Raw genomic sequence first — 12,834 nt, forward strand, 5'->3', positions numbered from 1 at the left:
AGAACGAAGATGAGCAAAGCAACGAATAAATTTGAGCTGATGAGCACCAAAGATATCTGCGGCCAATTGTGTATTTCCCCGCGTACGCTCGAACGCTACAGGAAAAGAACCCCAAACGAGAATCCTTTTCCAGAGCCAGATTGCGCTTACATGGGTGGACCCAATAAATGGTTAAAAACCAAAGTTACGGCCTGGCAGATTAAAGAGATGTCACGATCAACCCGTAAGCCGATGTCTCACCTGAACCTAACCCGTGATGATAAAGGCCGCCTCACCCGACCTGACGCGGCGTGAACTCCAGAATGTCGGGCTCGACGATGCTCATAAGTCGAGCCCACCACTTGCTATAAGCCTCTCTCATTTCCTCAACGTAAGTATGTTTGTCGTACACCGACCACACCCCTGGTAGTTTATGGCCAAGCATTATTTCGGCGATATGCGGCTCTGTCAGCTCAGAGAAATTTGTTCGCGCGGTCCTGCGGAGATCATGTATCGTGAAATGCGGAACCTGCTCGTTATAGGCCTTCAGCATGAACTTCACCAGGTTGCTGCTGATGCTCATGTGGAAGCCTTCACTCATCGGCTTGTCTGCGTATTTTGAGAAAACAAAGCGGCCCGGCGCCAGCTCAATCGCCCGCCTTAGCATCGGGAGCATTTCGGGAATGATAGGTCTAATAATTGGCTTTTTGCTCTTCTTGCCCGTCTTATGGTTTTCCCACGGAATAGTCCAGATCCCTTCTTCAAAATCAAAATGTGCAACTTCAGCCTGCCGGAGTTCGCCGACCCTGCACGCCCACAGCAGTGACAATTTATAGAGGATCTTATTTCGCTCAATAAGGCGGGAATCTTCAATCGCGCGCCAGACAATCGCTAACTCTTTCCGGTCAAGCGTTCGCTCGCCCATCTGCTTTTGAATGCCAAAGTCACGACCCGACATTTCAGCCAGTGGATTGACCTCCATCAACTGGCGTTTCACCGCCCATGAATAACACTGCCGGCCATTGCTGATTACGCGCCGGGTAATCTCGGTGTATCCCTGCGCCAGACGATCCAGAACAGTGAGCCAGTTGTGAAGCGTCAGCTGATGCGCCGGGTACTTCCCGAGCTTAGGGAAAACGTGCAATTCAAACGTGCGGAGGACCTGCCCGGCTGATTCTTTCTGAATGCAGACCATAGCGTGCCATTCGCGGAACAGCTCTTCGAAGGTGTACTGGCTGTTGATTTTGGCTTTGTCGAGGTTTTGCCTGATCCGTGGGTTTTCGCCACGGGCAAGAATAGCGGCCCACTTAGCCACTTCATCGCGCGCAGCCTTTAAACCGAACTCCGGATAGCTGCCGATCGTCATCTTGTCCTGTTTACCCAGGAAGCGGAATCGGTAGAAAAAAGTAACGGCCCCCTTTTTGGAGATACGTACCCACAGACCATCACGGTCTGCCTTTTCTTCAACTTTGTCTCGTTCGCGCCCAAGGCACGACTTTAGATAACTATCTGAAATAGCCATGATTTGTCCCTGCGTGTGTCCATCAGAACGGGGGGTTATGTGTCCATCATAGGATATGGACGCACTGGTGGACACAAAAACCATGACTTATGATGTCGTAGGTTGACTGTACATGCAAACAGTATAATTTTTGGAAAGGCTGATTTGATGGGGATCTTGAGGCGTTTTTGTCGGAGGTTTGCGGAGGCTGGCGGGGTATCAATTATCGATGTGAGCAATGATCGAAAAGTTACGTATGTTCTTCATATAGTTAAATAATTATGCCTTACGAATTCCTGGAGGCCGCTGTTCTTAGCCTGACGTTTTTCAGTGCGAAAACGCAGCATTCTACACTACATCCTCGTCAGCTGGAAATGCACTTAGAGCCAGGTATAGCGCGAAGAGACGGCGTTTTCTTTATTGCGATGTAAATAATAATAAAGCCCGGCAGATTACCGGGCCTCAGAAGAGAGCGTCTCAACACGAAGTTGGTCGGGTGCCAGTGCAACGCTGAGGATAACGGGCTGCCACGCTTCCCGGGCGGCAAGCCTTGGGGAAACGCCTTTAGCAAGCCAGAACCCGCCCACGCCGCCCAAAGCGGCACCGCACATGGCGGCCAAATCTGTGCCGAACAGCATCTGGAAAACCCCGCCCATCACGAACAGACCTGCCAGCGGAGAAAGGTAAACCAGCATGGCGGAAGTGAGCAGGCTACCTTCAGCGATGCCCAGCTCCACTTTTTGCCCTGCCACCAGCGGCTGATCGCTCGGCACAGCAATAGTGTGCGACGTTTGCGGCCCCAGCTTATTCAACACGCGGCTGCCGCAACCGGCTCGCGAAGCGCAGCTGCTGCATGATGCTTTAACGTCACAGCTGACAAGCGCTACGCCATCCTGCCAGGATACGACCGTGGCCCACTCTTTAATCATTGCGCAGCCCTGAATTTAATGCTGTCTGAAATACGTTTTGCCGTTGGCGGCGGTAATTCACCGACAATGGTAATTTCCGCATTATCGCGCACCGTCGTGCTGACCGTCCGGCGACCGGTACGGAGCATCTGTTCGGAACTGTTCGCCGTAGCGCGATTGATATTCACCGAGAAGCTAAACAGCCCATCGGAATAGAGTCGCGACTCAACTGGTGTTTCGATGGTCGGAAGCTGGCGACGGCTGCTGGAAACTTCGCTGAACCCTTGCGGTATCCAGGATGGTACCCAGTTAAAATTGACAGAGTCGCCGGCAGGCACGGAAAGCAAAGGCGGCAGGCTGGCTTTGGCCAGATTCTGCATGCTGTTGCCAACCTGACTGTTCACATCGAAGGAGATCACGCGGAACTGCTCCAGCGTCTCACCGTCGCGATCGAGCAGATCAACGCGCATCGGCAGCTTCGTCTCTGCGTCAATCCAGACGATATAGCTGTAACGTGTCCCATCCCGCGCAACAACGCGGATCACTTCGCACAGCCTGTCGGCAATACGCGTTCGCCCCACCGAGATAAAATCATAGTAGGGGGCGAGACGTTTAAAATCGGTGTAAATGAGCGACGGCAGGGAGTCAACGATGTAGTCACCATTGAGCGTAAACGGCTCAAGGCCAGGCTCGAAATAGCTGATTTCATTCCCACGCTGGACCACTTCCCGACGCGGGCCATCCATCTGTAAAAGCTGGGCGAGCGGCTGGTTATCAAGGCGGGCGTGGCGATAGCGTAACGATTCGACACCCTGCTTATTGATGCTGATAAATGCCAACTCGTAATTGAGTGACTGGCTGGCCAGATTCATTTGCTGCAACAACGCCCCGGATGAAACATCAGCCGAGGCGTTAGCAGAGAAGAACAGGCTACCCGCCATCAAAGACATGGCGAACCAAAGTTGCTTCATTACTGCGATTGCGTTCCTAAAGTTTGGTTTCCTGGCACCTGCACAGCAGCCTGCTGGGTTTGGGCCTGCTCAAACTGAAGCTGCTCGGAGTGCAGACGGCGCTGCAACTCGTAATCCTGCAACATCGCATTAATGCGACGGCGCTGCTCCTGTACCTGCTGTTGCTGTCCGCCGCTTGCGGAGGCATCTGCCGGTACGCCCAGGCTAACCGGGCTGGCTTTACCCATCATCGGCAGCGTATTGAACACTGGCGCTTCAGGCTGCTGATTGGCTTCAGACTGAGTATTATAGTGCTGGACCCCAACGATAACTGCAAGCGATACGCACGCAGCGACCCCCATTTGGGTGAGCTGGCTGGCCCATGGACGCACCTTGTGCCAGAACGGCATTTTCTGCCATTGGTGAGGTGCAGGCTGCGCTTCAGGAATCAGCGGCGTGGTCTGATGAACAGGTTCGTTCTCAATGGCCGCCATAACGCGTGCTGAGATATCGAAATGGAGAACCTCGCTGGTATCACCGCGCAGAGAGTCGCGGATAAGATGATAGCTCTCCCAGGTCTGTTGCATTTCGGGAGAATGAGACAACTCATCGAGCAGCTCATTATCCAGCGTTTCACCATCCATTAAAGCGGAAAGTTTTTCTTTCTGCATGCCTAATACCTTTTCCAGTATCCCGCTATCGTCAACGCCTGATAAGCGGTTGAACTTTATTATCAATGGCTTCTCGCGCACGGAAAATTCGTGAACGAACCGTGCCGACCGGACAATCCATGATGGCGGCTATCTCTTCATAGCTTAGGCCATCCAGCTCCCGTAACGTAATTGCCATGCGTAAATCTTCCGGGAGCGACTCGATCGTGCGAAAAACGATTTGTCTCAGTTCTTCTGACAACATTAAGTTCTCAGGGTTCGAAATTTCTTTCAGCGCGCCGCCACTTTCGAAGTTTTCTGCGTCGATAGCGTCGACATCACTAGAAGGCGGACGACGGCCCTGAGCAACCAAATAATTCTTAGCCGTATTGACTGCAATACGATACAGCCAGGTATAAAAAGCACTATCCCCCCGGAATGAATCCAGCGCGCGATAGGCCTTAATAAAAGACTCTTGCACCACATCAGGAACATCGCCTGACGGTACATAGCGGGAAACCAGACTCGCTACCTTATGCTGGTAGCGCACCACCAGTAGGTTAAAAGCTTTCTGATCTCCCTTCTGGACCCGTTCAACCAGGACCTGGTCCGTTAACTGCTCGCTCATCCGAGGTAATGTCTCCCCAAACCAAATTCCACGCGTTATCGAAACGCCACTCTAACAACATTGCACTTTGAGCAAGCACCGAATTAGAGTGTCTGTTCTTCAATAAGTTCCGTAACGCCTTTGTTTTTGTTCATCGCGCCGCAGACCGTTCATTTTCTCTCATTATAAGTCTGTTCACGATACGCACCCGCTTTCTGACAAGAATCATCAACTTTATCGTCAGAAGAGTAACGCAACACAGGCTTTATTTCACCACAAAATCTGAAGCTAACGATCTGCTTCGCAAAATATTTCCGGCCATTTAGCGCAGATTTAACTTCTGGCCTTCCGTTTAGTCATTGCAACACACAACAAAAAAAACGTGCGATATCTCGCATCACAATGCTATTCTCCCCATACCATGTTTAGTAAATTAAACAAACATCATGAACACGACGCCTGAACTTCATTGTGATGTACTGATCATCGGCAGCGGTGCTGCCGGCCTATCCCTCGCACTGCGCCTGGCGGAACATCAGAACGTAATCGTGCTGAGTAAAGGGCCGATGAGCGAAGGTTCCACCTTCTATGCACAAGGCGGTATTGCCGCCGTGTTTGATGAAACGGATAGTATAGCCTCGCACGTAGAAGACACCCTGATTGCCGGCGCCGGGATCGTGGATGAGCATGCGGCAGAGTTTGTCGCCAGCAATGCCCGCCACTGCGTGCAATGGCTTATCGATCAGGGCGTGCTGTTTGATACGCATGTTCAGCCTAATGGTGAAGAGAGCTATCACCTGACCCGTGAAGGCGGGCACAGCCACCGCCGTATTCTGCACGCTGCTGATGCAACCGGAAAAGCGGTTGAAACCACGCTGGTCAGCAAAGCCCTCAGCCATCCTAATATTCGGGTGCTGGAGCGCAGCAACGCCGTCGACCTGATTATTTCCGATAAGATTGGCCTGCCCGGCACGCGCCGTGTTGTCGGCGCATGGGTGTGGAATCGGAATAAAGAGAAGGTGGAAACCTGCCAGGCAAAAGCCGTTGTGCTGGCGACTGGCGGCGCCTCCAAGGTTTACCAGTACACGACTAACCCGGATATCGCCTCCGGAGACGGTATCGCCATGGCCTGGCGCGCAGGCTGCCGCGTGGCGAATATGGAGTTTAATCAGTTCCATCCTACCGCCCTTTTCCACCCGCAGGCACGTAACTTCCTGTTAACTGAAGCGTTGCGCGGCGAAGGCGCGTATCTGAAGCGTCCGGACGGTTCCCGGTTTATGCCGGACTTCGACCCCCGAGGTGAACTTGCCCCGCGGGATATCGTGGCCCGCGCCATTGACCACGAGATGAAGCGGCTTGGCGTCGACTGTATGTATCTGGACATTAGCCATAAACCGGAAGACTTTATTCGCCAGCACTTCCCGATGATTTATGAAAAGCTGCTGAGTCTGGGTATTGATTTAACCCGCGATCCGGTGCCGATTGTACCTGCCGCACACTATACCTGTGGCGGGGTGATGGTTGACGATCATGGTCGTACCGACGTGGATGGTTTGTATGCGATCGGCGAGGTCAGCTACACCGGCCTGCATGGTGCGAATCGCATGGCCTCAAACTCGCTGCTGGAGTGTCTGGTGTATGGGTGGTCGGCTGCGGAAGATATTACCAAACGCATGCCCTATGCACGTCCGACAACACACTTGCCGGCATGGGATGAAAGTCGGGTAGAAAACCCGGACGAACTGGTGGTTATCCAGCATAACTGGCACGAGCTGCGGCTTTTCATGTGGGATTATGTCGGGATTGTACGCACAACGAAGCGTCTGGAACGCGCGTTACGCCGCATCATGATGTTGCAGCAGGAAATTGATGAATATTACGCCAACTTCCGCGTTTCTAATAATCTGCTGGAGCTGCGCAACCTTGTGCAGGTTGCCGAGCTGATTGTGCGCTGTGCGATGATGCGCAAAGAGAGCCGTGGCCTGCATTATACGCTGGACTATCCCGAACCGCTTGAAATGTCCGGCCCGTCGGTGTTGACGCCGCAGGTTCACATAAACAGATAAAAGGTCTGGGTCAGGGCAGTGTAATCTTCGGAATAACGCTGGTCTGGCCCACGAATGACCATCCTGTCGATAAAGCATTCCCCCTCTTTCGGCGAGAGCGCCAGCAACACGCGGTGCGGTAAGCGTCCTTCCGTATCCGAAATATCGGTACGAAGACGCAGATTCCAGCCGATCCCCCGTGCGATCTCAATGAAGGTATTACCCGTGCTTTCAGGCAAGACCACGCAGAAAAATCCCTCTTCCGAGATAAGCTCCGCCGCACTGGTCAGTAGCGCCTTGTGATCGAGCGAGCCGGTGAAACGTGCCTGCTCGCGTTCTGGCGTTCCACATTCCACGCCTGGCGTGAAATACGGCGGATTGCTGACAATCAAATCGTAACGCGCGGTTTGCTCCGGCGCCCAGGTCAGGACATCGGCGCATTCTACCCTGATGCGATCTGCCCACGGAGAGTCGGCAGCGTTTTCACTTGCCTGCCGGGACGCCTGAGGATCAAGCTCAACGGCGTCGATCGTGACGTGTTCTTCCGTTCGCTGCGCCAGCATCAGCGCCTGAAGTCCGCTGCCCGTACCAATATCCAGAATGCGTTTTACACCTGCGACAGGCGCCCATGCACCCAGTAAAATACCGTCTGTGCCGACTTTCATCGCACAACGATCGTGCGCCACAAAAAACTGTTTAAACGTAAAACCATCGCGGCGCAACTGCGCTTTGAGTTGAGACATGTCAGGACAACCTTCTGAGTGAAACTGGAGTAGCATAGGGGAAAGCGAAGTGGTCGAAAAGCGATATCCATACAAACAGATGAAGATTACAGCCGTAACGTCTATAATCAGCGCCCCACACAGAGGTAGAACATGACTGTAACGACTTTTTCCGAACTTGAACTCGATGAAAGCCTGCTCAATGCCCTTGAGAGCAAAGGCTTTACACGCCCGACCGCCATTCAGGCCGCGGCCATTCCGCCTGCGCTTGAGGGCCGCGATGTGCTCGGTTCTGCGCCAACCGGCACGGGGAAGACAGCAGCCTACTTGCTGCCTGTGTTGCAGCATTTGCTCGACTTTCCGCGTAAAAAATCAGGCCCGCCGCGCATTTTGATCCTGACCCCGACCCGTGAACTGGCGATGCAGGTTGCCGAACACGCGCGTGAGCTGGCGGCGAACACCCATCTGGATATCGCGACCATCACCGGCGGCGTAGCGTATATGAACCACGCCGAAGTGTTCAGCGAAAACCAGGATATCGTTGTCGCGACGACAGGCCGTCTGCTGCAATACATAAAAGAAGAGAACTTCGACTGCCGCGCGGTGGAAACGCTGATTCTCGATGAAGCTGACCGCATGCTGGACATGGGCTTTGCCCAGGATATCGAACACATCGCGGGTGAAACGCGCTGGCGTAATCAGACAATGCTGTTCTCGGCAACCCTTGAAGGGGATGCGATTAAAGATTTCGCCGAACGTCTGCTGGAAGATCCGGTGGAAGTGTCCGCTACGCCATCGACCCGTGAGCGTAAGAAGATCCACCAGTGGTACTACCGCGCAGATAACCTTGAGCATAAGGTTGAGTTGTTGAAACACCTGCTGAAGCAGGAAGAGGCAACCCGTACCATCGTCTTCGTACGCAAACGTGAGCGCGTGCATGAGCTGGCAGAAATGCTGCGCAACGCCGGCATTAACAACTGCTATCTCGAAGGTGAAATGGCGCAGGTTAAGCGTACTGAAGGGATCAAGCGCCTGACCGATGGCCGCGTGAATGTGCTGGTTGCCACCGACGTTGCCGCGCGCGGGATCGACATCCCGGACGTGAGCCACGTGATCAACTTTGATATGCCGCGCAGCGGTGATACTTACCTGCACCGTATTGGTCGTACCGGCCGTGCGGGCCGCAAAGGTATTGCTATCTCTCTGGTAGAAGCGCACGACCATTTGCTGCTACAGAAAATTGGCCGCTACGTTGAGGAGCCGCTGAAAGCTCGCGTGATTGACGGGCTTCGTCCGACCACACGTGCGCCGAGTGAAAAAATGACGGGTAAACCGTCCAAGAAAGCGCTCGCGAAACGTGCTGAGAGAAAAGAGAAAGAAAAAGAGAAGCCGCGCGTTAAACAGCGCCACCGCGATACCAAAAATATTGGTAAGCGCCGTAAGCCAAGTTCTGCTGCGCCAGAGACAAAAACGGAAGAGTAAAAAAAAGCCGGGATATTCCCGGCTTTTTTATTCCACCCCCGAAGCTGAAACCTTACAGGCTTTCAGTAAAGGTACGCGCGATAACGTCGCGCTGCTGTTCCGGGGTCAGAGAGTTGAAACGCACCGCATAGCCAGACACACGGATGGTCAGCTGCGGGTATTTTTCCGGGTGCTCAACGGCATCCATCAGCGTTTCGCGACGCAGGACGTTAACGTTCAGGTGCTGACCGCCTTCCACGCGTACTTCTGGTTGCACTTGCATTGGAATTTCACGGTATTCAATTTCGCCCAGTTTGCTCACCGGAACGATTTCGTCTTCCGCAAAACCTGCTTTCGCTACTACACAGCGCGCTTCGTTTTTCTCGCTGTCCAGCAGCCAGAAAGAGTTCAGCAGATCGTCATTTGCAGCTTTAGTAATCTGGATACCTGTAATCATGTGTTGCCTCCCTTAGGCTACATTAACTGATGCTGGCCTTTTGCGGCCAATTGGTAAAACCATTGTTTGTTGTGTGTATATATAACATTCAGACCCGGGTGATTTATTGATTTAAATCAACAAAACCACCAACCACACAAAGAGTGTGGTCTGTATTTTTTGTTTTAGATCAATTTTAAAGGTTTACCAATTCAACTTATCCTGCCTGGTTTTCAACATAAATTGAGACACTTAGCCTGCTTTTCCGCGGGTAATTTTGCTCATTGGGGTTTAGCAGGTAAGCTAGACACAGAATGAGATTCGCAGGAGAGCGAGATGACAACACCTTTAACCTGGCATGACGTGCTGGCAGAAGAGAAGCAGCAGCCCTATTTTATTAACACCCTCAGTACCGTTGCGGCTGAACGGCAGGCCGGCCAGACAATTTATCCGCCGCAGAAAGATGTGTTTAACGCCTTCCGCTACACCGAACTGAGTGATGTAAAGGTGGTTATCCTGGGGCAGGATCCGTACCACGGCCCCGGGCAGGCTCACGGACTGGCATTTTCCGTGCGTCCGGGCGTGGCCATCCCCCCTTCTCTGCTGAATATGTATAAAGAGCTGGAAGGAACGATTCCGGGTTTTACCCGCCCTAATCACGGTTATCTGGAAAGCTGGGCGCGCCAGGGCGTGCTGTTGCTGAATACCGTATTAACCGTCCGGGCGGGTCAGGCACACTCCCACGCCAGTCTGGGATGGGAAACCTTTACCGATAAGGTTATCAGCCTGATCAATGAGCATCGTGAAGGCGTCGTGTTTTTACTCTGGGGTTCGCATGCCCAAAAGAAAGGGGCGATTATCGATCGTCAGCGTCATTACGTGCTGAAGGCACCGCACCCGTCGCCGCTGTCTGCGCATCGCGGTTTCTTTGGCAGTAATCATTTTGTTCTGACGAATGAGTGGCTGGAAAAGCGTGGCGAAAAGCCGATTGACTGGATGCCTGTGTTACCGGCAGAGAGCGAGTAGGGTTTGAATGTGCCGGGTCAGGCCCGGCACATAAAAGGCTTATGCCTTGTTCTGACGCCACCATTCCGCCAGCAGCACGCCGGTCGCAACGGATACGTTCAGGCTTTCAACGTTGCCAGTGCCGTCGATAGAGACGCTCAGGTCAGCGCTGGAGAGTGCCGCATCAGACAGACCATCACGCTCCTGACCTAACACCAGCACCATTTTGCGCGGCAACGTCGCTTTAAACAGCGGCGTAGCGGCACGGCTTGAGGTGGTGACAATGGTGTAGCCCGCTTTACGGAATTGCTCCAGGGCTTCCAGCACGCTGTCGCCGGTGATCGGCTGAACATGCTCTGCACCGCCTTCAGCAGTACGAATCGCCGCACCGGATTCCAGCAGCGCGGCATCCTGCAACAGAACGCCTTTCACGCCAAAGTGCGCGCAGCTACGCATCATAGCGCCCAGGTTATGCGGGTTACCCACATCTTCCAGCGCCAGCACGCAGTCATCGGCATCTGCCTGGCTGACCCACTGCTGCACGGTAGTGCCGTTACGTTTTTTGATCAGGAAGCAGACGCCGCCGTGGTGTTCAGTCCCGGACGCTTTTGTCAGCTCGGCATCGTCAACCACGTGATAGGCTTTGCGGTTCGCCGCCATCCAGCGCAGCGCTTCTTTGAAGCGCGGGGTCACGCTCTGAATAAACCATGCACGAACAATACACTCCGGGCGGCTCTGGAACAGGGCCTGACAGGCGTTCTCACCGTAGACACGGGTCTCTTCCGCACGCTGACGACGCAGCACTTCCGGATCGATAAAGCTTTTTCCGCTGATACCGCCGTGATCGGCTTTTTCGGTCGCCTCTTCACCGGGCGCGCGCGAAACGGTACGCCATGGCGATCCACCGTCACGGACAACATCATCGCGTTTGCGATCGTCACGCTTACGGTCATCACGTTTGCGGTCATCGCCGCGGTTATTTCTGTCATCGCGGGCGGGGCGACGGCCACCGTCTGCACGAGAAGACGCCGGACGCCCGCCACCTTTTCCGGTACGCGGATTTTGGGTGCGTTTATCAGAGTCATCATCACTGCGGACATACATCACTTTGACCTTGCCGCTTTTGTTTTTCATTTCGTCGTTCATGCTTTTCTCCACCAGCGCTGCGCGAAGCGCGCAGATTACCCGATGTGCAAGCTCATAGCCATAATTTCGTACAAAAGCCTGTGACTATTGTTCCCATTGAATAAAACGCATTGTCGTTTCATACAAGCTCACTGATAATATGTAACATATCAGAAACATTATCGGCGTTCTGCCGTTGTTCCACGGCTCTATCAGAGGTTAGTTATGAATACCGTATGTGCCAACTGTCAGGCTGTAAACCGCATTCCGGACGACCGGATGGATGACGGTGCGAAATGCGGGCGTTGTGGCCACGAATTATTTGATGGCGATGTCATTAACGCGACGGGTGCTACGCTGGACAAACTCCTCAAGGATGATCTGCCTGTTGTGGTCGATTTCTGGGCACCGTGGTGCGGCCCCTGCCGTAACTTTGCGCCCATCTTCGAAGACGTTGCTGAAGAGCGCAGCGGGAAAATGCGTTTTGTCAAAGTGAATACCGAAGCGGAACGTGAACTCAGCGCCCGTTTTCGCATTCGCAGCATTCCAACCATTATGATTTTCAAAAATGGTGAAGTGATCGACATGCTCAATGGTGCAGTACCGAAAGCGCCTTTCGACAGCTGGTTAAACGAATCCCTGTAACATTCACGGGGCATATCTTGTGCCCCGTTCGCTCCTCTGCGAAAATGGGGTTTTTCCTGCCTTTTCGCCCATGACTGATAACGCTGTACTTCAATTACGCGCCGAGCGCCTTGCGCGCGCCACCCGCCCTTTTCTGGCCCGAGGCAATCGTATTCGCCGCTGCCAGCGCTGCCTTTTACCGCTGAAAGTGTGTCTGTGCGAAACGCTTGCACCGAGCGAGGCGAAAAGCCGCTTTTGTCTGGTCATGTTCGATACCGAACCGATGAAGCCCAGCAACACGGGGCGTTTGATCGCCGATATTCTGCCCAACACCGCAGCGTTTCAGTGGTCGCGCACTGAGCCACCTCAGGCTCTGCTCGACCTGGTGGCAAGCCCGGACTATCAGCCCATGGTCGTTTTCCCGGCATCATATGCAGGCGAACAACGTCAGGTGCTTACGGTGCCACCATCCGGTAAGCCGCCGCTGTTTATTATGCTCGACGGCACCTGGACCGAAGCGAGAAAGATGTTTCGCAAAAGCCCTTACCTTGATGCGCTGCCGGTGATTTCCGTCGATCTGTCGCGCGTTTCGGCCTATCGCTTGCGTGAAGCGCATGCCGACGGTCAATATTGCACCGCTGAAGTCGCTATTGCGCTACTGGATCTGGCGGGCGATACCCAGGCGGCCGGCGCGCTGGGCTCCCACTTCTCCTGCTTCCGTGAACGTTATCTTGCGGGAAAAACCGTTCATAAGGGTAGCGTCACAGCAACAGAGACAGAAAGCGTTTAAAATCATCAGGTCGCTTGCATTCACGGGAGGC

General features: G+C 53.7%; 14 protein-coding genes. 6 read left to right on the top strand and 8 right to left on the bottom strand.

Going from position 1 to position 12,834, the window contains the following annotated elements; translation table 11 throughout:
- The first annotated feature begins 9 nt into the window (after window positions 1–9).
- Entirely contained in the window at window positions 10–294 is a 285-nt protein-coding gene (gene xis / locus ACQG1Y_RS17195; protein WP_058646364.1) for an excisionase Xis, read from the top strand.
- On the opposite strand, the gene ACQG1Y_RS17200 is transcribed toward xis, so the two are convergent.
- The 5 genes from ACQG1Y_RS17200 to rpoE form a co-directional block, all read right to left on the bottom strand.
- Window positions 272–1,501 carry a tyrosine-type recombinase/integrase gene (locus tag ACQG1Y_RS17200; RefSeq protein WP_063867139.1) on the bottom strand — a complete coding sequence of 410 codons (1,230 nt, stop codon included), beginning with the start codon at window positions 1,499–1,501 and terminating at the stop codon, window positions 272–274. The two genes, xis and ACQG1Y_RS17200, sit on opposite strands and share 23 nt — an antisense overlap.
- Before the next feature lie 431 nt (window positions 1,502–1,932).
- On the bottom strand, window positions 1,933–2,409 hold the full coding sequence (rseC, locus tag ACQG1Y_RS17205; protein ID WP_006811609.1) for a SoxR-reducing system protein RseC: 477 nt from the start codon (window positions 2,407–2,409) through the stop codon (window positions 1,933–1,935).
- The gene (gene rseB / locus ACQG1Y_RS17210) at window positions 2,406–3,359 is read right to left on the bottom strand and encodes a sigma-E factor regulatory protein RseB (RefSeq protein WP_003860717.1); all 954 of its coding nucleotides are present in this window, start codon (window positions 3,357–3,359) and stop codon (window positions 2,406–2,408) included. The genes rseC and rseB overlap by 4 nt, the downstream gene beginning before the upstream one ends.
- A complete protein-coding gene (gene rseA / locus ACQG1Y_RS17215; protein WP_015572138.1) occupies window positions 3,359–4,009 on the bottom strand; it encodes an anti-sigma-E factor RseA in 651 nt (216 codons plus the stop codon). The genes rseB and rseA overlap by 1 nt, the downstream gene beginning before the upstream one ends.
- A 31-nt stretch (window positions 4,010–4,040) precedes the next feature.
- A complete protein-coding gene (rpoE, locus tag ACQG1Y_RS17220; RefSeq protein ID WP_006176728.1) occupies window positions 4,041–4,616 on the bottom strand; it encodes an RNA polymerase sigma factor RpoE in 576 nt (191 codons plus the stop codon).
- A 425-nt stretch (window positions 4,617–5,041) separates the two neighbouring features.
- Between rpoE and nadB the strand changes: the two genes are divergently transcribed.
- Window positions 5,042–6,661 carry an L-aspartate oxidase gene (nadB, locus tag ACQG1Y_RS17225; protein WP_017692868.1) on the top strand — a complete coding sequence of 540 codons (1,620 nt, stop codon included), beginning with the start codon at window positions 5,042–5,044 and terminating at the stop codon, window positions 6,659–6,661.
- Here nadB and trmN read toward each other — a convergent pair.
- The gene (gene trmN / locus ACQG1Y_RS17230; protein ID WP_368740539.1) at window positions 6,646–7,383 is read right to left on the bottom strand and encodes a tRNA(1)(Val) (adenine(37)-N(6))-methyltransferase TrmN; all 738 of its coding nucleotides are present in this window, start codon (window positions 7,381–7,383) and stop codon (window positions 6,646–6,648) included. The two genes, nadB and trmN, sit on opposite strands and share 16 nt — an antisense overlap.
- A gap of 132 nt (window positions 7,384–7,515) precedes the next feature.
- On the opposite strand from trmN, the gene srmB reads away from it, so the two are divergent.
- Window positions 7,516–8,844 carry an ATP-dependent RNA helicase SrmB gene (gene srmB, locus ACQG1Y_RS17235; RefSeq protein WP_017383554.1) on the top strand — a complete coding sequence of 443 codons (1,329 nt, stop codon included), beginning with the start codon at window positions 7,516–7,518 and terminating at the stop codon, window positions 8,842–8,844.
- 52 nt (window positions 8,845–8,896) lie between these two features.
- Here the strand turns inward: srmB and grcA are convergent, their stop codons facing one another.
- Complete coding sequence (gene grcA, locus ACQG1Y_RS17240; RefSeq protein ID WP_003860727.1) at window positions 8,897–9,280, bottom strand: autonomous glycyl radical cofactor GrcA; 384 nt, start codon at window positions 9,278–9,280, stop codon at window positions 8,897–8,899.
- Between the two features lie 315 nt (window positions 9,281–9,595).
- On the opposite strand from grcA, the gene ung reads away from it, so the two are divergent.
- On the top strand, window positions 9,596–10,285 hold the full coding sequence (gene ung / locus ACQG1Y_RS17245; protein ID WP_032654620.1) for a uracil-DNA glycosylase: 690 nt from the start codon (window positions 9,596–9,598) through the stop codon (window positions 10,283–10,285).
- Between the two features lie 39 nt (window positions 10,286–10,324).
- On the opposite strand, the gene ACQG1Y_RS17250 is transcribed toward ung, so the two are convergent.
- Window positions 10,325–11,410, bottom strand: coding sequence for a tRNA/rRNA methyltransferase (locus ACQG1Y_RS17250; RefSeq protein WP_017383555.1), 1,086 nt, complete (start codon window positions 11,408–11,410; stop codon window positions 10,325–10,327).
- 204 nt (window positions 11,411–11,614) lie between these two features.
- On the opposite strand from ACQG1Y_RS17250, the gene trxC reads away from it, so the two are divergent.
- Window positions 11,615–12,034, top strand: coding sequence for a thioredoxin TrxC (trxC, locus tag ACQG1Y_RS17255; protein ID WP_032649129.1), 420 nt, complete (start codon window positions 11,615–11,617; stop codon window positions 12,032–12,034).
- Window positions 12,035–12,104: 70 nt separating this feature from the next.
- On the top strand, window positions 12,105–12,803 hold the full coding sequence (gene tapT, locus ACQG1Y_RS17260; protein ID WP_047057367.1) for a tRNA-uridine aminocarboxypropyltransferase: 699 nt from the start codon (window positions 12,105–12,107) through the stop codon (window positions 12,801–12,803).
- Window positions 12,804–12,834: the final 31 nt, after the last annotated feature.

Source organism: Enterobacter cloacae complex sp. 397G4 (assembly GCF_050031515.1).
GTDB classification, from domain to species: domain Bacteria; phylum Pseudomonadota; class Gammaproteobacteria; order Enterobacterales; family Enterobacteriaceae; genus Enterobacter; species Enterobacter hormaechei_C.